Consider the following 20,989-nt stretch of genomic DNA (forward strand, 5'->3'; position numbering starts at 1 on the left):
ATAATTAAACCGTTCTACTGTTGTTTGGTTTGTTTTTGTTCTGAATTTCTCAATTCAAAGATGTCTTTACCAAAAGACTCTTTTTTATAAGAATTTTCAGGGTTTTAAACACTGTTCAATCTTTCATTTTCAAGGTTCAGTCTGTTGCTTTATTCTCCTCAGCAACTCATTCATTATATCAGAGCTGTTTGAGTTTGTCAAGCACTTTTTTCAAAAAGTTTTCGAAGCATTTCGCTTCACCTTTTTGTATTGCTCAACAGCAACTTTGGTAGTATATCATGTTGTTTTCAATTTGTCAACAACTTTTTTATTCTATCTTTTTTGCTGTCTTGCACTGCTCTCGCAGTGGTATATACTATACCATGCATTTTCATCCATGTCAAGCAGTCTTTTTCACTTTTTTTATTTCATAGGATACAGGGTTACGGCACACGGGTAATCGAGCAGATTTTATTTTATCTCTGGAATCATATAAAATCATAAAATCCCCAAAACCCCTGCAACATCCTATGAAATAAAAAAATGCCTCTATCCTACCATGACACCCCTATCATTACACCATTACCATCATGCCAGACAATTCAAAATACTCATAATCAGCCAGTCAAACAGATTATGCTCATAGAGAAACGTCAGGCAGATACTCCCCTGGATTTGTCCCAGCACCGGCTGTATCCACGCAGCAGAAGAGCACGCCCGGATAAAAAGTGCCGCCACCCACACGATAAAGAGGCCTTCTATCCCTCCGGCAGCCGCACCTGCCAGCTGATTAACTCCCGAGATAATCGGCAATCTCGAAACCAGATTCAGACAGGTACCGATAACCTGTAAAAGAACGAACGCGAAAAGAAAGACCAGCACAGACACAATCAGATTCAGTGTCATGCTTGAAAGAGAGCGCTCTAAGTATCCCCAAAACGCATCCACCCCAAGCAGCCGGTAGATTTCATAATTGTTGTTTGCCAGAAGTGCTTCTTTCATCTGGGCAGGAAGATGAAGCTGTCCAATTATCTCCCGCTGTTGTGCCGGAAGCAGATTGCCAAGCTCCATGCCTGATCCTCCAGCCACCTTGAGCAGTGCTTTTCCGATAACGGAATAGAGATTTGTGTGTGTTCTCAAAAGCCCTGTCACATACGGAACTGCAATGCGGGCGGAAATCATTCCGACCACAAGCGAAGTCACCGTAAGCACCTTATGAATCAAGCCGCGATAATGACCGTACAGAATCATTCCAAGCAAGAAAACCGCTGTTGCCCAGAAAAGCCAATGATCCAAGATTTCTTTCATCCATCAGACCTCGCTTCTCAACGCTAGTTACCTAGTTACATTTTCACCACTGGTTACACTGGTTTTTCCACTCTGTTTTATTTCTTCAATACCAGCTTCTCAATCGTCCATGCGACTCCATCCTCATCATTCGATGCAGTCACATAGTTGGATGCCTCCTTAATCTCTTCTTCCGCATTTCCCATCGCAACGCCGACTCCTGCCATCTTCATCATCGTCAGATCATTTCCACCATCGCCAAATCCCATCGTCTGCTCCGGTTTCAGCCCGAGATAATCGGCAAGACGCCAGATCGCATTGCCTTTTGTTGCTCCAAGTGCATTGATTTCCAAATTCAGCCTGAACGACGAGCTGATCACCACATCTCCCCTCGCCTCAAGCGCCTTTTTCGCGCGAAGTCTCTCCTCGGAATCTCCGAAGAAATAGTTCAGCTTCTCTGCCGGAAGATTCAACTGGCGCACTTTCTCCGCAACATCCGGCACAATCTGTCTGGTAGCACGAATCATTCCCTGAAGAGTTGCCGGAATTCCAAAGGAATCCAGATCTCTCATGAAACGCTCCTCTGCAAATGCCTGTCCATCGACATAGGCATCATACATTGTGTGGAACTGATGTGCCAGCTCCAGAATCTCGAGTGCCTGCTTGCAGGTCAGTTTTCGCTCATCGATAATTTTATGTTCCTGAACATCTTCCACGACTGCTCCGTTCGTCGTGATTGCATATCGAATTCCCGGGAATTCCCGGATAAATTCAGGGACTCCTCCCCAAATTCGTCCGGTACACGGAACCACATAGATTCCCCGGCGCACACACTCCTCAAGAACCGCTCTATTCCGATCCGACAATTTCTTTTGGCTGTCCAAAAGAGTTCCGTCCAGATCCAGCGCAATCAGCTTGATTTCCATCTCTTTTCCTTTCATACGCATACAAATCCCGGCAAACCCTTACCTGCGTTACCTGACCGTACACCACTGCGGTCAGGTAACCCCCTTACAGATAGCCTTATATATAGCATCCCAGGTATTTCAGATATTTCAGGTATTCCCGGCATTTCTGACATTTCTGTCATTAAAATTAAATAAAGTGCTCTTCCTTCAGAATCAGCAAACCATCCTTGTCATACTTGGATGAAAACAGACCCTTGAGACGATTTCCCATAGAAGGCTTCTCTGCACGGTCTGCTGCTTCCTCAATCAGGTCTTCCGCTGCCGTCTTTGTCAGTGCAATTCCGTCTTCTTCCATGATCTCAATTCTCTCATACAGCGCCAGCATACTCTTTCCGGTGATGCTGCAGTCAATCTCGGATGCATATTTGCAGCAGTACTGTGCAAATTCATCGATATCCATCTCTGTGTCGTCGTCTTCCGGATAATCTTCCTGCTCATATTCCGGTTCCGGATCCGGAGCCCGCATTGCGCCATCCGTTACCGGCACAACCTGTCTCACCGGACGTTCTTCTTCCTCTTCCTCCTGGAATTCCGGCGTTTTTCTCGGCTCTTCCTTCTTGGTAAGTTTTACGGAAGCTGCCGCCTTCTGGGCTTCTGCATATCTTCTTCCATCCTCGTAATAATCAGATCCTGTGCTTCTTCCCTCTGCACTTCTGTTTCCTCTCGGCGGAAGCTCAATCTCCGTCTTCACAGTCTTCTCCGGATAAACCTCCGTCATCTGCGCTGCCTCAGAGATCACTTTCTCAGCTTTCTCTGCCGGGCGCACTGCTGATGTTCCGGAAACCGTATGCAGACTCTCCTCTTCCTTGTGCTCACAAAAGATGCGCTCAAAACGCGCTGCAAGAAACGGATTCTGGCGATTCATCGTCTCCATCTGCTTCGGATTGTCAATCAGGAAAATTCTCATTCCCGTTGTATCATGCTCAATCATCTGATCAAGCTCTTTGAGCATTGCAGACGTCAGATCTCCCGCCTCCTCGACAATGAGATCCTTTCCTGCTAACTTGGAAGCGCTCGCAAGAACTCCTCTCTTATTCAGGCGGGAACCGGTAATCTTTGCCACCGGATTCTTTCTTCCGCTCACTCTGTGAATCTCTTTGAGTGTTCTGACTGCCAGTTCCAGTCCCTTCTCCGGAGTGCGCGCCTCAATCATCAGATAATTCTTGACCGTCGGCTCTGCCTCATCCTCATCATCAAGATCTTCCACAACCATATCAGCTTCGGTTTCTTCTGCGGCCTTCTCTGCCGTCTTCTCCGCTGCCTTTTCTGCTGCCCGCTCAGTCGCTGCAAACGCCTGTGTCTGGGATACAGAAACAGACGATGCTGCCGGTACCGGAGATGGAGCACGGCGAATCTCGCTGAGTACTCTGGTCTTTCCGAGATCAGAATCCTCCTGTACCGGAAGATCTTTCAACCGTGACATCTCTCTTGCCAGACTCTGCTCAACCTCTGCTTGCTTCACTGCCACTGCAATATTCTCTTTCTCGTAAGGCACATCCGGCTTCGGAAGCGGGATCTCATCCGGAATCTCGACCGGCACAGTCGGAGCAGTTACTCTGTGTGCCGTCTCCGGCTCTGCCTCGCTCTCCAAAACCGCCGGCTCTGAAGCCTCAGACACCTCCTTACCGGAAGTCTCCGCCTTTCTGGAAGCCTCTGAACCTGCTAAAACAGCTGGCTGTTCCTGAACGGATTTCGCCTGCACTGCCTCTGTCTGCACGGTCTCTGGTTGTACCGGCTGTACTGGCTGCGCCTGCACGGCCGGCTCTGCACTCTGCGCCGGTTTTTCTACAGTCTTTTCTTCAGTCTTCTCTGACGGTTTTTCAGACGTACTGGCTGCCTTTTCCTGAGATGCGGCAGTGCCTGCGCCGTCTTTCACCGTCTCAGACGTCTCCTCAAACTGCTCATCCGGAACAAAATCAGAATCGTCCATCTCATCGACATCATTTTCCATCTCCAGAGACGCCATTCCATCACCGGAAGCAAAGGACTGCTCTACTGCGCGCAGTTTCTCCTCATACTTGTCGCGGTTTTCCACAAGATCCATCTGATACTTGTTGAGCGGTGCATACTGAACTTTCAGATCCATCGCCTTGTCCACATATTTGCCCAGACCGAACATCAGCATGATCTTATCACAGGTGGCAACACAGCGCTCTGCATTTCCTGCTTTCTGATAGAGTTCTGCAAGCTCATACAGCCACTTCTCATCGAGCTCCTCTGTCGTATAGCTCTCAAGAGAATGGATCTGCTGTTCCAACGGTGCATCCATCTGTTTCAGAATCTTATAGCGCAGCAGCTGCTGGCGCGGATCATCCCCTGCCAGATCACAGAATTCCCGGTAATAATCCTCGGCCTCTTTGATATTTCCCTCTTTCAGCGCCAGATCGGTCAGTTTATACAGCAGACGCTTTCCGATCGGGGCACGCTCAAATGCCAGAAGAAGAATATCCTTGGAATCCTGATACTCTCCGTTTTTCTCATAAATCGTCGCAACCATAGAAAGCAAATTGGCATTGCGAACCTTTTTCCAGTCGATCGTGTCTGCAATCTTCATTGCCGTCTCATAATCTCCGCGATTGACTAGCTTTCTCATCTGCTCTATTTTTATGTTAAACTCATACTTATCCATCTTATGCACTCCTCATCCGCATTTCCATTTTGCGCTCTCACGCCTGTACACCTATACACTTACATTTTGTATATCTTTACATTTTGTATTCTGTATGCTTTGTACGCTTATGTTTTTCTATGCTTTCGCTCATCAAAGCGGAATGCGGCCCTCCAGCGCCCTTGAAAGGGTCACCTCATCTATATATTCCAGATCCCCGCCAACCGGCACTCCGCTCGCAATCCGCGTCACACGGATTCCGGTCGGCTTCACCAGTTTGCTGATATACATTGCCGTTGTCTCACCCTCAAGGCTGGAATTGGTCGCAATGATCACTTCCTTCACATCCCCCTGAAGACGCTGCATCAGTTCTTTTAACTTGATATCATTCGGTCCGATTCCCAGCATCGGGGAAATCGCCCCGTGCAGCACATGATAGACGCCGTCATATTTTCCGGTTTTCTCATATGCAGCAAGATCTCTGGTATTTTCCACCACCATAATCGTCTTATGATCTCTTCGGTCACTGCTGCAGATCGGACAAAGTTCCTGATCTGTCAGCGTCCAGCATTCTTTGCAGTATCGAATATTGGCTTTCGCCTCTGTGATTGCCGAGGCCAGGCTGTCCACCTGCTCCTGCGGCATATTGATGATATGAAAAGCAAGCCGCTGGGCGGATTTATTTCCCACACCCGGCAGCTTTGAAAGTTCTTCCATTAGTCGTGTAATCTGACTGCTGTAATAATCCATATTAGAACGGGAATCCTCCGCCCAGACTGCCGAGTCCGCCGGTCAGCTTCGACATGGCTGCCTGAGACTCCTCATCTGCCTTGCGCATTGCCTCATTTGTCGCTGCTACAATGAGATCCTGAAGCATCTCAATGTCATCCGGGTCTACGACTTCCTCAGAGAGTGCAACGGAGAGCACTTCCTTCTTTCCGGAAACGGTCACGGTCACTGCACCGCCGCCTGCGGATGCGGAATACTCCTTCTCCTCAAGCTCCTTTGTCGTCTCCTCCATCTGTCTCTGCATTCTCTGTGCCTGCTTCATCAGATTGTTCATATTGCCCGGCATTCCACCCGGGAATCCACCACGTTTTGCCATGTGTCTTTCCTTCTCTTTCTCTTTTTATTTTTCTTTTTCTTTTTTCTCTTTTATTTTCTTGCTTCTAATCTTCCACCTGGATCTCCATGTGGATCGCCTCTTTCAGTTCCTCGTCGCTGACGTAAATCGTGTTCAGGCGCTCGCCCTCATCTCTCAGACGGGTCTTGAAATAAATATCTTTTCCATACCGCTCTTTTACGTGCTTCTCAAGCTCACCGAGAATCGTCGGCCTGCTTCCGATCTCGTAATTATCCCGGATTGAAAAGACGATGCACAGACAGCTGTCCCCGCTCGGCTCAAGAATCGTGTCGCGAAAGCTCGGCCGGATCGCTCCTCCGAGTTCCCGGATGATTTTTCCCCACTCCTGTCGGATCAGGTTCAAATCCTCGAGCTGTGCCTTGGGGATCGCCACCTGGGCAGGCGGCACCGAAGCTTGGAGCGCTGCTCCCTGACCACTCATCGAAAAAGCGGCTGGCGAATCTGCACCGGCAGCTTCCACGGAAGCCGAACCAGGCAACCCTGCCAGATCTGCTGCTCCCTGAGTCCCCATCTGTGATGTCATCTGGGCGCTCATCTGCTGCATCAGATCCGGTGACATCACCGGCGCCTCGTCGAGACGTTCTTCCAGCTCATCCAGACGCTGCAGGATGGAATCGAGATTCTGCTCCATCTGAGGCTTTGTCAGCTTAATCAGCGCAATCTCAATCAGCACACGCTTCTGACTTGCATAGCGAAGCTGACCGGATAACTCCGAGAAAATGCGGATGTAGCGCATCAGGGTCTCCCCCTCAATCATCTGCGCCTCTTCCCGGAGCTGGTTCAAGTTCTCCTCAGACATCTCGAGCATGCTCTCCGCATCGTCCGTCGTCTTTAAGATCAACAGGTTTCGCAGGTACCAGATGAAGTCAATCACGAACTGTCCGAGTTCGCGTCCCTGAATCACCATCTCCTCGAGCTGCTTCATGCACGCAGTCGTGTCCTTTGCGATCACAGCACGCAAAAGTTCACTGAACACCGCGGTATCCACGGCTCCGAGCACATCGAGTACATTGTCGTAAGTCAGCAGTGTGCCATAGTGGAATGCCACACACTGATCGAGAAGGCTCAGCGCATCTCGCATCGAACCGTCTGCCGCCTTTGCGATATAACGCAATGCCTTCTCCTCGACCTCGATTTTCTCCGCGTCCACAAGTTCTCGCAGACGCCCCGCAATCGTGTCAATCGTGATTCGCTTAAAATCATATCGCTGACATCTCGAGAGCACGGTAATCGGAATCTTGTGCACCTCCGTCGTCGCCAGAATAAAAATCACGTATGACGGCGGCTCCTCAAGTGTTTTAAGAAGTGCATTGAATGCTCCGACAGAAAGCATATGCACCTCATCAATGATATAGACCCGGTATTTTCCCTCAGTAGGCGGATATTGAACCTGCTCGCGGATTTCACGGATATTTTCCACACCATTGTTTGATGCCGCATCGATCTCCACCACATTCATGGAACTTCCGCTGAGAATGCTTTTGCAGGTTTCACATTCATTGCAGGGACTTCCATTGACCGGATGCTCACAGTTGACAGCTCTCGAAAAAATCTTTGCGATCGATGTCTTTCCGGTTCCCCTTGTTCCACAGAACAGATAGGCATGACCGATTCTCTGGCTGATAATCTGATTTTGCAGTGTCTGAACAATGTGATCCTGTCCACAGACATCATCAAAGCGGACAGGACGCCATTTGCGGTAAAGTGCGGTGTATGACATAATGTTCCCTCAATTCTATTCGTCTCCGAAGCTGATTCCCACCATCTTTGCTTCCTGAATCATGGAACAGTTCGGATCGACGGTCTTTAAGCGTCCGGCAACTTCCTCCAACGGAATCTCTGTGATCTCGTTGTTCTTCACAGCTACCATGAAGCCATATTTTTTATTCTGAATGAGCTTTGCTGCCGCCGCTCCGAGACGGGTCGAGAGCACGCGGTCATAAGGACTCGGTTCTCCACCTCTCTGCATATGGCCCGGAACCGTCACGCGGACTTCCTGACCAGTCATCTCGGTAATCTTTGCACCAAGCTCATAAGCAACAGACGGATAAACCAGTCCGCTCTTTTTCTTTTCTTTCAATTCTTTCTTTGTCAGTCCGGCATCCTCTTTCGAGATTGCGCCCTCGGCAACAGCAAGAATCGAAAAACGCTTGCCCTGGCGGGATCTCTCTCTCAGCGCACTGATAACCACATTGATATCATATGGAATTTCCGGCAAAAGAATGATATCTGCACCGCCGGCAATTCCCGCATACAGAGTCAGCCATCCTACTTTATGTCCCATAACCTCGACGATAAATACTCGTCCATGCGAGGCAGCTGTGGTGTGAATGCAGTCGATTGCGTTCGTCGCCACGTTGATCGCACTCTGAAAACCGAATGTAATATCGGTTCCCCAGAGGTCATTGTCAATCGTCTTTGGCAGAGAAACAATGTTAAGTCCTTCCTCTCTCAAAAGATTGGCAGTCTTCTGGCTTCCATTTCCTCCCAGAACCACAAGACATTCCAGTTTCAGCTTGCGGTAGGTGTGCTTCATCGCTTCCACCTTGTCCAGGCCATTCTCATCCGGAGTCCGCATGAGCTTAAACGGCTGTCTGGACGTTCCGAGAATCGTGCCTCCCTTTGTCAGAATTCCTGAAAAATCAGATGGTTTCATGATCTTGTAATCTGCATACATTAGACCCTTGTAGCCATCCTCAAAACCTACAATTTCCACATCTTCATACATCTTGTACAAAGCCTTCGCCACGCCGCGCATGGTTGCATTCAGGCTCTGGCAGTCTCCGCCGCTTGTCAGCATTCCTACTCTCATGGAAGACACATCCTTTCTCTTTGCTCTCTTTGAATGTTCTCTGTCCTACCTGTTCCCCTTCGGCCGCTTCCGGCCGATATTTGATTCTTTTAACGTTTAATTCTTTTTGATTCTTTTTAAAATGGGCGAAACTCCACCCATTTTGATATTATACTCCAACAAATTCCCGTTTGTCCATCAATTATTGTTTCCGTTTCTTACGTTTTCTTGAACAAATCGCTGCCATTATTTTTTGCATGATAGGACGCAATTTCCTATCATATAAAAAAAGAACCCGACGATCCTTTCGATCTGTCAGATTCCTCTCTGATTTTGCATTTTTAGCTTTAAATATAATTAAATCCGCGCATCCCGCTTTGTATAAGGCTCACAGGCGTTACCCTGGCAGCCAGCTCGGCCCAGGCTCCCTTGCGGCACACAGAAGGTCCCACTTAGTGCTGCTGCATTCCTGCCCTGACACGGTTCATGAGGTTCTGTTGCGCAAGACCCAAACGTCAACGCCGCTTACCAGGGGCAGCCCTGCAAGTCCATATCCGAGGCGGGATATCACCTCTGCTGGAGCGGATTGCAAATACAGGGCACCGCTATCTCCCCGGCTGCGCGGAAACTTTATAACGTAATTATAGAATAACGTGTAACGTTGTCTTGTCTCGCGATCATCTGATTGGATGAACGCTGTTTTCTTAGTATACCGTTCCCCCTTAATTTTGTCAAGAAAAAACAGGTTTTTGATATACAGGATTCAGACAAACATTATAACAGACAAACTCCTACTTTCTCAATCCCAAAAAGAAATTCTTCAGGAGGACAGAACACGTCTCCCCCAGAATTCCCTCTCTCAGATCAACCTGATGATTCAGTCCTTTCTGGTGAAAGAGATCCATCACAGATCCTGCACATCCTGCTTTTGGATTTCTGCTTCCGATCACAACGGTCGGAATTCTCGCCTGCACAATCGCACCCGCACACATCGGACACGGCTCTAACGTGACATAGAGCGTGCAGTCTTCGAGCCGCCAGTCGCCGAGTTTCGCGCATGCCCGCCGGATTGCCGTGACTTCCGCGTGGGAGAGAACCGTCTTATCCGCATTTCTGCGGTTGTATCCGCGGGAAATGATTTTTCCGTCTTTTACAATCACACAGCCAATCGGCACATCGCCGAGCGCCCCCGCTTTTTTCGCCTGACGCACGGCCTCTCTCATAAATCCCTCATCCGCCGCTCTCTGCTCTTCTAAAAGCTGCATTTCGCGCAGCTGTTCCTGACGCTTTTTTTCCTGTCTCTGCTCCCAGCGCCGCTGTCTGGTCGCCTCTCCTTTTTCTCTCTCTGCCCGCTTCTCTTCCTCTGTCAGAATTCTTTTCTGTTTCTCTTCCGTAGCCATTCTGTGCATTCCTTTTTGTTTTTTTCAACCCAATGTCTCTGCAAAATCTTGTGAACTTCCCGCCCATGAAAGATGAGTGTGTCCACTCTGAATCACAGACGAATCTCCGTGTACCAGTATCCGAAGCGCCCATCCTGATCCGGCTGCTTTCTCGCAAGCACAAAATGCGGAAATCCAAACATCGATGCTAAATATTTTTCATTGCTGAAATAATGCCCCGGAACTCCGAGGAGATACCGGTACGGCCCCTGCGGATTATTCATTCTCGCAAGGATCAGATGGCGATAATTGTAATACCCGTGGAGAAGGAAACTGTTGTTTCCGTAATGCCAGATCTCGCGCGGCAGAAGTCCGATGTCCTGTGGGCGGATTGAGAGGATCTCGCAGCCTTTCTCATAGTCAAATGCAAGCACGCGGACATACCTGCGCTGAAGCTGCTGCCACAGACGGTCTGCCCCGTTGTTTTCGCGCTCAAGACGGTCAAGCTCTCTCAAAAAAGCGGTGTTTTCCAATTCTGGAAACGGCTCTGTCTCCACACCAGTTCTCTCCGCTTTTTTCTCCTCACACTTTTTCTCGGAATTTCCGTCATTCCCGGTATTCTCATAATTCTCGTCAGTCTCGTAATTCCCGGTATTCTTGATATTATTATCACTCTTATCATTGCCGCAATTTTTTGTCCCGCCACTCTTCTGCGGAACGTTCTTTTTCGTCTCATTCCACATTTCTCTGAGCTTTTCTTCCAGGCCATTTCCAGAGATTGCCGTGCGGATCCCCGCCACCAGACGGGTGACTGTGTCTGCCTGTCCGGAAACCATCTTTTCAGAATCTGACTGAGCGTTTTCTGCCGGCAAATTTTCTTTCTCTAACTTTTCTGGTTTCTCTGATGCCTCACCAGAAGCTTCGAACTCACCGGAACCTTCTAAAACTTTTAAATTTCTCGATTCCTCCACCCAAGGTGCAGCTTCTTCCCGACGTGCCTCCTCAGCTTCGAGTTCTCTCTCAATCTCCCCGGAAATCGGAAGTTCCGTTTTTTGTTCGCTTTCCTCAGAGATTTTGATTTCTCCCTGTCCTTCGGCGTCCTCTTGATCCTTCTGCGTGTTCCCGGGACATTCCCGCACATCCTCAGTCTCCTCCGAAAAATCGTCATCTGACTGACCGGATTCCTCTGGCTCCACCCCCTGCTGCCCTGCATCCAGTTTTTCCAGTTTCGTCTGCTCTGCATCCATCTCTGGATCTATCTTTTGATCCATCTTTGCGTTTTCTTCCGGATCCACCTGCGCCCCCGTCTCTGCGTCGATCTTTCTCTGGTTTTCCGCCGTCACATTCGCAAGTTCAATCTCTGCCGTCTGTGCAACGGCATCTTCCCAGATCGTCGTCCAGCACTGCCATGCATTTTCCACATCGTGAATCGTGAGTCCGTAGCACTGGTCGATCCGACATCCACTCCCGTCGATGTTATCAGGATCCACCTGCGTGTGATACTCCCCAACTCCATTCCGGATAAAAATTCTCCCCAGAAGCAGTTCCTCTCCCGGGGTTAAAAGATACACACCAATCTCCCCTCCGCCCACATAAATGTGTTTGACATTTGCCTGAATCCGGCACTGTCCACCGCGGATCTCAATCTTTGCATATCCGATATTTTTTCCTTTTACACTGCCCTCATATGCATATATGTATGAAATAAGTCTTCGATAATGAGACATGCCCTCACCCCTGTATCCAGTATATGAGGGACATCTCTGATTTATGTCTTTATGTCTTTTTATTTCTTTTTATTCTTTCTCACTTGACACGCAAAAAGACCTGCCACTCACACGGACTTACTGTGCATCCACGAGAAGATCTGTCAGTCTTGCAAACTGCTCAAGCGTCAGTGTCTCGCCGCGGACGGATGGAGAAAGTCCCATTGTCTCAATCGCCTTTGCGATCTGTTCCTTCGTAAAATGCAGATCAGAAGCATTATTTAAACCGTTCTGCAACGTCTTTCTGCGCTGGTTGAACGATGCGCGAATCAGGCGGAACATCAGCTGCTCATCCTTCGTCTGAACCGGTGCCTCCTTATGTCTGGTCAGGCGGATCACTGCGGATCCCACACTCGGGCGCGGAATAAAGCAGTTCGGCGGAACATTTGCCACAATGTACGGCTCTGCATAGTACTGAACCGCAAGGGAGAGTGCACCGTAGTTTTTCGATCCCGGTCCCTCCTGCATTCTGTCCGCAACTTCCTTCTGCACCATGACGGTGATATTGTCGATCGGCACATGACTCTCAAACAGTCCCATGATGATCGGTGTCGTGATGTAGTACGGCAGGTTTGCGACAACCTTGATCGGACGTCCGCCGTTGTACTTTTCTGCAAGCTCTGCGATATCCACTTTCAGAATATCATTGTGGATCACGGTCACATTTTCATAATCCTTCAAGGTCTCCTGAAGAATCGGGATCAGGTTGTTGTCGATCTCGACTGCAACCACGCGTCCCGCTGCCTCCGCCAGATACTGGGTCATTGTTCCGATTCCCGGTCCGATCTCCAGAACCATATCGTCCTTTGTCACTCCTGCTGCCGAGATGATCTTATCCAGCACATGCGGATCAATCAGAAAATTCTGTCCGAACTTCTTCTGAAATGCAAATCCATATTTCTGTATCACCTCTATCGTATTCTTCGGATTTCCAAGTTTTTCTCCCATTGGCAGTCTCTACTCCTTTTCCTTCACTTATTTGTTTTGTCTCACATTTTCATCTTGAGATTTTTATTTCGATTTTCCTTTTTACCCACTCAGGGTGATCCAATTTTTTATCGTTCTTTTCTCACAGTTTCTTTTTTCTAAAACACATGATAAACGCGTACTCATTGTATCAGCTTTTATCTGCGAACGCAAGAAAGAGGAATTCCCCTTTAGAGATTTATGCGATACATCTTCTTCGCATTCCGGTTCGTTGCTTCAATCACTTTTTCCTCCGGAATCTGCTTAATCCGGCTGATCTCTGCGACGACATACGGCAGGTTCAGCGAGGAATTTCTCTTTCCGCGGTTTGGAACCGGTGAGAGGTACGGACAATCTGTCTCAAGCACAATCCGCTCGAGCGGCATATACTCCACAACTTCTTTGAGTTTTTTGGCATTGTTGAATGTCAGGACTCCACCGATTCCCAGATAAAATCCCATATTCAAATATTCTTTCGCCTGCTCGAGGCTGTATGAGTAACAGTGAATCACACCGCCGATCTCCCCCGCTTTCTCTGCCTTCATCAGATCCATCGTATCTTTTGCAGCATCACGGCTGTGAATAATCACCGGAAGAGCTGTCTCTCTTGCAACCTCAAGCTGGCGCACAAACCAGTGCTTCTGAATCTCCGGTTCCGGCTCCTCCCAGTGGTAATCCAGTCCGATCTCTCCGATTGCGACGACCTTCGGCTCTCTCGCAACGTGTCTGAGCCAGTCAATCAGGTGATCATTCAGCTCCCCGGTCTCATTCGGATGAACACCGACCGCCCCGTAGACAAACGGATATTTTTTGATTAATTCCAGCGTATTCTTCGTCGTCTGGATGCTCGCTCCGACATTGACAACCGCCTCGATTCCGTGTTCCGGAAGACTGCGAAGAAGTTCCTCTCTGTCTGCATCAAATGCCTCATCATCATAGTGTGCATGTGTATCAAAAATCATCATCATCATTCTCCTTCAAACATTTATTTTAAAAAAAGAAAAACAAAATGCCCTGACTCAGAATGATACGTTCCGTTCGTTCCAAGCCAGAGCATTCGCAGCTCCATTTCTACTCTCTGTCTTTATTTTTTATGATTCTACCGGATTCTTTTCCACCGGATCACCGGATCATCTGCTTATCCGATTATCTTCGCAATTCCCGCAAGAATCAAAAGATGAAGCGGATAAAACGCATAGAACAGATATTTTCCGTGTGATTTTCCCCGCTGCCCATTATAAAAATAGATCAGGATAAAGGCAAGCGGTGCAGAATTCTCCCAGAGAACAGAAAGTGCTCCAAAAATTGCCTGCCAGCGCCGGTTCTCTCTGAGTGCATACAAAAGCACGATCAGAAAGACTCCGAATGCCCCGTAATCACAGTCGACAATCATCGCTGCCAGACAGAAGCCCGCTGCCGAGAGCACCTGAAAAACAGCTTTTCCCTCAAACTTTTTCCACGCCGTCATCGCGCCGAGTCCGATTAACAGGGTAAATGCGACATTCTGGTAATCCCAGTAAAATGGGACTCCAAAAATCGCCAGGTCAAACGGAATCTCCGAGACGCAGGCGAGAATAGCAAGACGCATCGCATAATCTTTGACGCTTCTCGTATGGACAAATCCCTCGACCAGAAGAAAACAGAAGATCGGAAAGGCAATGCGCCCGATCAGACGCATCACCATATCCAGTTTCCACCACGGTCCCGGCTGCGAGAGCGCAAGCGCATAATCCATCGCCGCTGTCTGTCCGCCGAGAAAACGGTTCTCAATCAGCACGACTGCGCTGTGGTCGATGAACATCGTGACCATCGCAATCCATTTCAGCGCATTTCCGCTGAAAGAAACTGTATTTTGCCTGTTTTGCGCAGCCATTTAGCAGATCTCCGCTCCTGCCGGCATCTTCTTCTCCGGAACCATCAGAGACAGATTTCCATCTGCATCCTCTGCACACAGAAGCATACCCTCAGAGAGCACACCTGCGAGTTTTGCAGGCTTTAAGTTCACGACAACCATGACTTTCTTTCCCACCATCTCTTCCGGTGAATAGTGAGCCTTGATTCCGCTGACAATCTGCTTTACCTGACTTCCGATCTTGACCTGGGAGCACAGCAGTTTCTTTGATTTCGGAACGGCCTCACACTTGATGATCTCGCCGACCTGGAACTGCAGCTTTGCAAAATCATCGTAAGAAATCTCCGGCTTTGCCTCAATGTCGATCACCGGCTCGTCGTCCGTCTTCTCCGGCTCTGCTTCTGCCTTTGCAGCTGCCTGCATTGCCTCAACCTTCTCCATCACTTCCTTGAGATCCATGCGGGCAAACAGGATCTCCGGCTTATCGGTCACATGCTCACCAGACGGATACAGGCCAAACTGGTTCATATCAGCCAGCTCGCGCTTCTTGGCATGAAGCTGACCCAAAATCTTCTCGGAAGTCTCCGGCATGAAGGACTCGAGCAGGGAAGCACCGATCGTGATTGCCTCGGTCAGGTTATAGAGAACGGTTGCCAGACGGTCTTTCTTCTCCTCATCCTTTGCAAGGGACCACGGCATCGTCTCATCGATATACTTGTTGCAGCGGCGGAAGATATTGAAGATCTCAGTGATCGCATCTGCGACACGCAGCTCATTCATCTTTGCATCGGTCTTCTTCACAGACTCGAGAACGACGTTCTTGAGATCCTCATCGACTGCCTCGCTGACACCACCGTTTCTGACCTCTCCGCCGAAGTACTTGTTCGTCATGGAGATCGTGCGGTTCACAAGGTTTCCGAGAATGTTTGCAAGGTCGGAATTCATGCGCTCCACCATCAGCTCCCAAGAGATCACACCGTCGTTCTCAAACGGCATCTCGTGCAGAACAAAGTAGCGGACAGCGTCCACACCAAAGAAGTCTACGAGCGTATCTGCGTAGAGAACATTTCCCTTGGACTTACTCATCTTGCCATCGCCCTGAAGCAGCCACGGATGACCGAATACCTGCTTCGGAAGCGGAAGGTCGAGAGCCATCAGGAAAATCGGCCAGTAAATCGTATGGAAGCGGATGATATCCTTTCCGATCAGATGAAGATCTGCCGGCCAATATTTCTTGAACAGGTCACCGCTCTCACCATCGCAGTCATAGCCGAGTCCGGTGATGTAGTTGGTCAGTGCATCCAGCCATACATAGGTGACATGCTTCGGATCAAATGATACCGGAATGCCCCAGGTAAAGGAAGTACGGGATACGCACAGATCCTGAAGACCCGGAAGCAGGAAGTTGTTCATCATTTCATTCTTTCTCGATACCGGCTGAATGAACTCCGGATGCTCGTTGATGTAAGCGATCAGACGGTCTGCATACTTGCTCATCTTGAAGAAGTATGCCTCTTCCTTTGCCGGCTGTACCTCTCGTCCGCAGTCCGGGCACTTTCCGTCCACAAGCTGGGACGGGGTCCAGAAGGACTCACACGGCGTACAGTACATACCCTCGTAATAGCCCTTGTAAATGTCACCCTGATCATAGAGTTTCTTGAAAATCTTCTGTACCTGCTTCTCGTGATCTTCATCCGTTGTGCGGATAAATTTATCGTAGGAGGTATTCATCAGATCCCAGATTGTCTTGATCTGTCCTGCCACCTTGTCCACGAACTCCTTCGGCGTGATGCCCTCTGCTTCCGCTTTCAGTTCGATTTTCTGACCGTGCTCGTCCGTACCGGTCTGGAACCGTACGTCGTAGCCCTGAGCCCTCTTATAACGGGCAATGCTGTCCGCCAGCACAATCTCATAGGTATTGCCGATATGAGGCTTACCGGATGTGTAGGCGATGGCAGTTGTGATATAATATGGTTTCTTGCAATTACAATCCTGATTCTGACACATGAGCCATTTTCCTCCAAAATATATAAACTAAAGTACTCAAACTATATCACAATCCCGGACAAAACTCAAGAAAATGGTGCTTTGGCAACGCGTTACTTGCCAGATCTCATATGCTGCGCTTATAATACGTTCTGGAAAATCATCCCCAAACACAAAGGAATGGAAAATGACATTGCGAATACACTATAACGAATACGGAGGGATTTTATGAAGCAGTCACAAAAATCAATTTTTTATCGGGTGTGTGCGCTTCTTCTGACTGTCATCTGTCTGACCGGCTGTATGCCTCAGATTTCCAGGCCCGCAGAAGATCCGCGCTCCTCATCACAAAATTCAAAAGAAACTTACGAACAGTACGACGAAAAAAAGCTTATCGAGCAAAGGCGTTTTTCCGAGATCGAAGAACAGGTTTTCCGGCAGGAAGCATCCCGCTCCAGACTTGATCTGCACTTTCTCTTAAAAGACCCGGAAAGTGCCGGCATCAGCACCACCGCAAGTCTCTACACGCCGGTTTCCCTCGAAGAATTCAAGCAGAACCGCACGGACCGGGAAAAGCTCAAAGAGACGCTCTCCTCGTTCTCCCCATCGCTCCTGACGGACGAACAAAAACTCACACTCCAGATCCTCCAGAGTTTTCTGCGGACGGAAGAAAAGAGCAACGGGCTTGAACTCTACGCCCAGCCTCTCGCTCCGACAATCGGCATCCAGGCGCAGCTGCCCGTTCTCCTCTGCGAGTACCCATTTTACTCGCGTCAGGATGTCGACGATTATTTTGAACTTCTCGGCGGACTCAAAGATTACTACGGACAGATTCTCGAGTTTGAGCAGCAGAAGGCGGAGGCCGGACTGATGATGAGTGATTCCTCCCTCGAGCGCGTCATCGCCTCCTGTGAGGGCTATCTTCTCGTTCCGGGAAACAACTTTATGATCGCCTCGTTTAACAGCCGTTTAAGCGCTCTTGCGGATCTGAGTGAGGAGGAACGAAATTCGCTGCGTCAGCAGAATGCCGTTCTACTCGAGAGTGAATTTGTTCCCGCCTACCAGAATCTGATCGACGGACTCACAGCACTCAAGGGAAGCGGCAAAAATGAGAAAGGCCAGTGCGGATATCCAAACGGAAAAAAATATTATGAGTACCAGGTCTTTTCCGCGACCGGAACCTCCTACTCTTCTCTCTCGGATCTCTTGTCCGCAATTGAGGGAAATATCCGCGATGATCTGCTTGAGAGTTCGGAAATCTTAAAGAGACGGCCGGAGCTTCAGGATGCCTTTTTAAATCCGGAATTCCGCCAAAAAGATGCCTCCGCCATCATGGAGGAGATCAAAGAACAGACCTTCCCGGATTTTCCCGCGCTCCCGGAATGCAGCTACACAATCCGGGAAGTCCCAAAAGCCTTAGAGCTCTCCTTAAGCCCGGCCTTTTACCTGACTTCCGCGATCGATGACATTGAAAACAATGTAATTTACATCAATCACAGCGACCGCTATGCCTCCCAGCCGCTCTACTCCCTGATTGCCCACGAAGGCTATCCGGGTCACCTGTACCAGACGGTCTATTTTCACTCCCAGAATGAGTCTTCCCTGCGGAAAATTCTCTCGTTTCCGGGTTATACAGAGGGCTGGGCAACCTATGTGGAGCAGTATGCCTACACACTCGACAACGGACTTGATCCGGATCTTGGCAGACTTCTCGCGGCAAACGCAAGCGCCTCCCTCGGCATTCAGGCCTGCCTTGATCTCTACGTAAATGCGTATGGCTGGGAGATTCCCCAGATTGAGGAGTATCTGTCCGATTATTACGAAAAACCGGAGGAAGTCGCCTCCGCCCTGTTCGAGACTCTTGTCGACAATCCGGCAAACGCCCTCTCCTACTACGTCGGATTTCTCGAATTTGATCAGATGAAAAAAACTGCCGAAAAACAGCTTGGAGAGCGCTTCTCCCTGATGAACTTTCATCGTTTCCTTCTCGACCTTGGAAACGCCCCGTTTGACGTGATCCAGCCGCGTTTTTCAGCATGGTTAAGCAGCCAGAAATTCTAAAAAAAGTGCTGAAGACAGACAAAAAGAGAGCAGATATCCAAGTTGCCTCGATATCCGCTCTCTTTTTATTTTTCTTTTTTATTTGTCGCTGAATCCCTGCTTATCTGCAATCGTCTTATCTCCGACTGTGATCGTCAGATACTGAACATTGAGATTCTCTGTAAAGGTATTGACAACCGCCTGAATCACCTGATCCTTTGCATCAGACGGGAACTGGCTCAGTTCCAGAGTGCCGTACTCATCCTGCTGGGCAGGTGCCTCGGTCGGCATGCCCGGCTGCGGTTTTGCAATTCCCGGTCCGACTTCCTCGCTCGCAACGCTTCCCTCTGTCTTGTAAGAAACAGCCTTTGTTCCGTCCTCAAGAACTTTATACTGGATCAGCAGATCCACAAGAGACTGTGCATCGAGAGTCTCCACTGACTCCATCTTCACATTCAGCTTGTTTCCGTCCTCTGCCGGTGCGTAGATGGAGACAACCTCCAGCTGCGGAGCGTCCATATCCGGATTCTTGTCCGTCACAACCCCCGGTCCCTGTTTGGAAGTCGGTGCCTGTGCCGCCTCTGTCTGCTTTACCTCGCCTGTCTTATTCTTTTCTGTCGTCGGTGTACATGCTGCTAACGAGAAAACCATCATGGCTCCGATGAAACACATGATTGCTCTTTTCATTTTGAAAATGCCTCCTTTTTACTTCTGCTGGCCGCGGAACCATCGGTTCAGCTTTGCCATTGCTTTTACCAGACTCTCCGTTTCTTCCTGCGTCAGATCTTCCAGAATGGCGTCTATCATCTGACGATGGAATTCTTCATGGTGCCGGTAGGCATTTCTTCCTTTTTCCGACAGAGAGATGTAGACCACTCTCCGGTCCTCCGTTCCGCGCTGCCGATTCACATACCCCTTTTTCACAAGGCTGTTCATCGCGATTGTCAACGTTCCGACAGTCACCGACAGCTCTCTCGCTATCGTTGACATATTTTTGGGTTCATCCAGTCCGATCGCCTGAATGACATGCATATCGTTGTTGGTAATATCTTTGTATTCCTGCGTGATAATCGCTTTTTCTTCCAGGTCCATCACGTCCCGGAACAGATTCACCAGCGCATCATTCAGAGTTGCATAAGTATCCACAATTTTCCCTCGCTATCCATGAAGACTAGAGCTTCTTTCTGATTATACATGATTTTATTTTTTTCGACAACTGCCAGATCATTATAAAATCCTTACATCTCTGTGATTTTTTTGTGAAACAGATCTCTTTCATCCGCGTCGCCTATCTCGTCATCTATCAAAATCGCAGAGTACCACGCCTGACCAACCGGATCAGACGTGGGTGAATGCGTAATGATCTTAAAATATTTTAAATCATTTATTTTTTTGATTATTGATATATTCTTTTACCGCAGTACTCGTTCGGTCACTGACAGTCCCAATAAAATAGCTTAAACTCCAAAAATATGGTTTCCAATAATAAAGTTTCAGTTCTTCTGCAAATTGCTTCCTGATATTTCGAGAAGATGCGGATTTAAATGCATTTACAAATTCTGCAAGATTTAAATTTGGCTTTGCATCAAACAAAATATGAATGTGATCTGGCATACATTCAAAAACCTGAATTGGAAGATCACGATCCTTAAAATAAGTTTCCGTGTAATTTCTAAGAGCTGTTTCCAACTGTCCGCGAATTACAGGATGCCGATATTTCGTGACTAAAACCAAATGATATTGCAACAAAAAGCAACTATGTCTGTTCACATAATAGCCATCTTGTTTTAAAAACATACGTTCTCCTTTCCCATTGCAACTGACCACGTAATATGATATAATTATATCATGTAATACAAAATGATTACAATGTATTTTTATTCAGAAAGGAAGGAGGCAACCGATATGGGATATATGCGAACAAGAAGTATTTGTATCACTCAAAATCATCCCTTATTTGACTATGCGGAAACGGTAACGCGTCTTGCGAATCATTTAAGTAATGCCATTCGTTTCCGCCAACGTCAGGTATTAACGGCAGTCTCCAAACCTGCCACAGATTGGTCCGCCAATGAACAGGAAGTTATGCAGGAAATTCTTGATGCCATTTCACAAATGAAGCGTCCAGTTCCTGCTCCGACAAAAGAAAATCATTTTCTTGGCTATTCCTTTTTGGATTCTGTCATGAAATATACAAAAAATCCAGATTATTATGCAAAAGGG

The 20,989-nt window shown here is 48.4% G+C and carries 18 protein-coding genes and 1 other RNA gene; 2 read left to right on the forward strand and 17 right to left on the reverse strand.

Features of this window, described 5'->3' with window-relative positions; translation table 11 throughout:
• Positions 1-567: 567 nt before the first annotated feature.
• From ACR0QE_RS10165 to metG, 14 genes are all read right to left on the reverse strand, one after another.
• Entirely contained in the window at positions 568-1,287 is a 720-nt protein-coding gene (locus ACR0QE_RS10165) for a CvpA family protein (RefSeq protein WP_432628243.1), read from the reverse strand.
• Positions 1,288-1,364: 77 nt separating this feature from the next.
• Positions 1,365-2,207: a Cof-type HAD-IIB family hydrolase gene (locus ACR0QE_RS10170; protein WP_432628244.1), complete on the reverse strand. Its 843-nt coding sequence runs from the start codon at positions 2,205-2,207 to the stop codon at positions 1,365-1,367.
• A 154-nt stretch (positions 2,208-2,361) separates the two neighbouring features.
• Positions 2,362-4,863 carry a hypothetical protein gene (locus ACR0QE_RS10175; RefSeq protein WP_432628245.1) on the reverse strand — a complete coding sequence of 834 codons (2,502 nt, stop codon included), beginning with the start codon at positions 4,861-4,863 and terminating at the stop codon, positions 2,362-2,364.
• A gap of 132 nt (positions 4,864-4,995) precedes the next feature.
• Positions 4,996-5,592, reverse strand: a complete 597-nt coding sequence (recR, locus tag ACR0QE_RS10180) for a recombination mediator RecR (RefSeq protein WP_432628246.1) — start codon at positions 5,590-5,592, stop codon at positions 4,996-4,998.
• A gap of 1 nt (position 5,593) precedes the next feature.
• Positions 5,594-5,947: a YbaB/EbfC family nucleoid-associated protein gene (locus ACR0QE_RS10185; protein WP_432628247.1), complete on the reverse strand. Its 354-nt coding sequence runs from the start codon at positions 5,945-5,947 to the stop codon at positions 5,594-5,596.
• A 64-nt stretch (positions 5,948-6,011) separates the two neighbouring features.
• On the reverse strand, positions 6,012-7,706 hold the full coding sequence (dnaX, locus tag ACR0QE_RS10190; RefSeq protein ID WP_432628248.1) for a DNA polymerase III subunit gamma/tau: 1,695 nt from the start codon (positions 7,704-7,706) through the stop codon (positions 6,012-6,014).
• 15 nt (positions 7,707-7,721) lie between these two features.
• Positions 7,722-8,798: a 6-phosphofructokinase gene (locus tag ACR0QE_RS10195; RefSeq protein WP_432628249.1), complete on the reverse strand. Its 1,077-nt coding sequence runs from the start codon at positions 8,796-8,798 to the stop codon at positions 7,722-7,724.
• 342 nt (positions 8,799-9,140) lie between these two features.
• An RNA gene (gene ffs, locus ACR0QE_RS10200) (signal recognition particle sRNA large type) lies at positions 9,141-9,402 on the reverse strand.
• A 166-nt stretch (positions 9,403-9,568) separates the two neighbouring features.
• On the reverse strand, positions 9,569-10,177 hold the full coding sequence (gene tadA / locus ACR0QE_RS10205; protein ID WP_432628250.1) for a tRNA adenosine(34) deaminase TadA: 609 nt from the start codon (positions 10,175-10,177) through the stop codon (positions 9,569-9,571).
• A 92-nt stretch (positions 10,178-10,269) separates the two neighbouring features.
• The gene (locus ACR0QE_RS10210) at positions 10,270-11,883 is read right to left on the reverse strand and encodes a DUF6128 domain-containing protein (protein WP_432628251.1); all 1,614 of its coding nucleotides are present in this window, start codon (positions 11,881-11,883) and stop codon (positions 10,270-10,272) included.
• A gap of 117 nt (positions 11,884-12,000) precedes the next feature.
• Positions 12,001-12,870 carry a 16S rRNA (adenine(1518)-N(6)/adenine(1519)-N(6))-dimethyltransferase RsmA gene (rsmA, locus tag ACR0QE_RS10215; protein ID WP_432628252.1) on the reverse strand — a complete coding sequence of 290 codons (870 nt, stop codon included), beginning with the start codon at positions 12,868-12,870 and terminating at the stop codon, positions 12,001-12,003.
• 209 nt (positions 12,871-13,079) lie between these two features.
• Positions 13,080-13,850, reverse strand: a complete 771-nt coding sequence (locus ACR0QE_RS10220) for a TatD family hydrolase (RefSeq protein ID WP_432628253.1) — start codon at positions 13,848-13,850, stop codon at positions 13,080-13,082.
• A 176-nt stretch (positions 13,851-14,026) separates the two neighbouring features.
• The gene (locus ACR0QE_RS10225) at positions 14,027-14,761 is read right to left on the reverse strand and encodes a TraX family protein (protein ID WP_432628254.1); all 735 of its coding nucleotides are present in this window, start codon (positions 14,759-14,761) and stop codon (positions 14,027-14,029) included.
• A complete protein-coding gene (gene metG, locus ACR0QE_RS10230; protein ID WP_432628255.1) occupies positions 14,762-16,747 on the reverse strand; it encodes a methionine--tRNA ligase in 1,986 nt (661 codons plus the stop codon).
• A gap of 207 nt (positions 16,748-16,954) precedes the next feature.
• Here metG and ACR0QE_RS10235 point away from each other — a divergent pair, with 207 nt between their 5' ends.
• Complete coding sequence (locus ACR0QE_RS10235) at positions 16,955-18,787, forward strand: DUF885 domain-containing protein (RefSeq protein WP_432628256.1); 1,833 nt, start codon at positions 16,955-16,957, stop codon at positions 18,785-18,787.
• Positions 18,788-18,865: 78 nt separating this feature from the next.
• On the opposite strand, the gene ACR0QE_RS10240 is transcribed toward ACR0QE_RS10235, so the two are convergent.
• From ACR0QE_RS10240 to tnpA, 3 genes are all read right to left on the reverse strand, one after another.
• Complete coding sequence (locus ACR0QE_RS10240; RefSeq protein ID WP_432628257.1) at positions 18,866-19,453, reverse strand: hypothetical protein; 588 nt, start codon at positions 19,451-19,453, stop codon at positions 18,866-18,868.
• A gap of 18 nt (positions 19,454-19,471) precedes the next feature.
• Positions 19,472-19,912: a MarR family winged helix-turn-helix transcriptional regulator gene (locus ACR0QE_RS10245; RefSeq protein ID WP_432628258.1), complete on the reverse strand. Its 441-nt coding sequence runs from the start codon at positions 19,910-19,912 to the stop codon at positions 19,472-19,474.
• A 234-nt stretch (positions 19,913-20,146) separates the two neighbouring features.
• Positions 20,147-20,563, reverse strand: a complete 417-nt coding sequence (gene tnpA, locus ACR0QE_RS10250) for an IS200/IS605 family transposase (protein ID WP_432628259.1) — start codon at positions 20,561-20,563, stop codon at positions 20,147-20,149.
• Between the two features lie 108 nt (positions 20,564-20,671).
• Here tnpA and ACR0QE_RS10255 point away from each other — a divergent pair.
• The coding region (locus tag ACR0QE_RS10255) for a hypothetical protein (RefSeq protein WP_432628260.1) at positions 20,672-20,989 on the forward strand (318 nt) is incomplete at its 3' end.

It is taken from the genome of Brotaphodocola sp., from assembly GCF_050873065.1.
Taxonomy (GTDB): Bacteria; Bacillota; Clostridia; order Lachnospirales; family Lachnospiraceae; genus Brotaphodocola.

Coding starts and splice junctions, on each gene's coding strand:
- ACR0QE_RS10175 (WP_432628245.1), bottom strand. CDS start 4,863: ATGGATAAGTATGAGTTTAACATAAAAATAGAGCAGATGAGAAAGCTA.
- tadA (WP_432628250.1), bottom strand. CDS start 10,177: ATGGCTACGGAAGAGAAACAGAAAAGAATTCTGACAGAGGAAGAGAAG.
- ACR0QE_RS10165 (WP_432628243.1), bottom strand. CDS start 1,287: ATGAAAGAAATCTTGGATCATTGGCTTTTCTGGGCAACAGCGGTTTTC.
- metG (WP_432628255.1), bottom strand. CDS start 16,747: ATGTGTCAGAATCAGGATTGTAATTGCAAGAAACCATATTATATCACA.
- ACR0QE_RS10235 (WP_432628256.1), top strand. CDS start 16,955: ATGAAGCAGTCACAAAAATCAATTTTTTATCGGGTGTGTGCGCTTCTT.
- ACR0QE_RS10210 (WP_432628251.1), bottom strand. CDS start 11,883: ATGTCTCATTATCGAAGACTTATTTCATACATATATGCATATGAGGGC.
- ACR0QE_RS10240 (WP_432628257.1), bottom strand. CDS start 19,453: ATGAAAAGAGCAATCATGTGTTTCATCGGAGCCATGATGGTTTTCTCG.
- ACR0QE_RS10195 (WP_432628249.1), bottom strand. CDS start 8,798: ATGAGAGTAGGAATGCTGACAAGCGGCGGAGACTGCCAGAGCCTGAAT.
- recR (WP_432628246.1), bottom strand. CDS start 5,592: ATGGATTATTACAGCAGTCAGATTACACGACTAATGGAAGAACTTTCA.
- ACR0QE_RS10170 (WP_432628244.1), bottom strand. CDS start 2,207: ATGAAAGGAAAAGAGATGGAAATCAAGCTGATTGCGCTGGATCTGGAC.
- ACR0QE_RS10185 (WP_432628247.1), bottom strand. CDS start 5,947: ATGGCAAAACGTGGTGGATTCCCGGGTGGAATGCCGGGCAATATGAAC.
- tnpA (WP_432628259.1), bottom strand. CDS start 20,563: ATGTTTTTAAAACAAGATGGCTATTATGTGAACAGACATAGTTGCTTT.
- rsmA (WP_432628252.1), bottom strand. CDS start 12,870: ATGGGAGAAAAACTTGGAAATCCGAAGAATACGATAGAGGTGATACAG.
- ACR0QE_RS10225 (WP_432628254.1), bottom strand. CDS start 14,761: ATGGCTGCGCAAAACAGGCAAAATACAGTTTCTTTCAGCGGAAATGCG.
- ACR0QE_RS10220 (WP_432628253.1), bottom strand. CDS start 13,850: ATGATTTTTGATACACATGCACACTATGATGATGAGGCATTTGATGCA.
- dnaX (WP_432628248.1), bottom strand. CDS start 7,706: ATGTCATACACCGCACTTTACCGCAAATGGCGTCCTGTCCGCTTTGAT.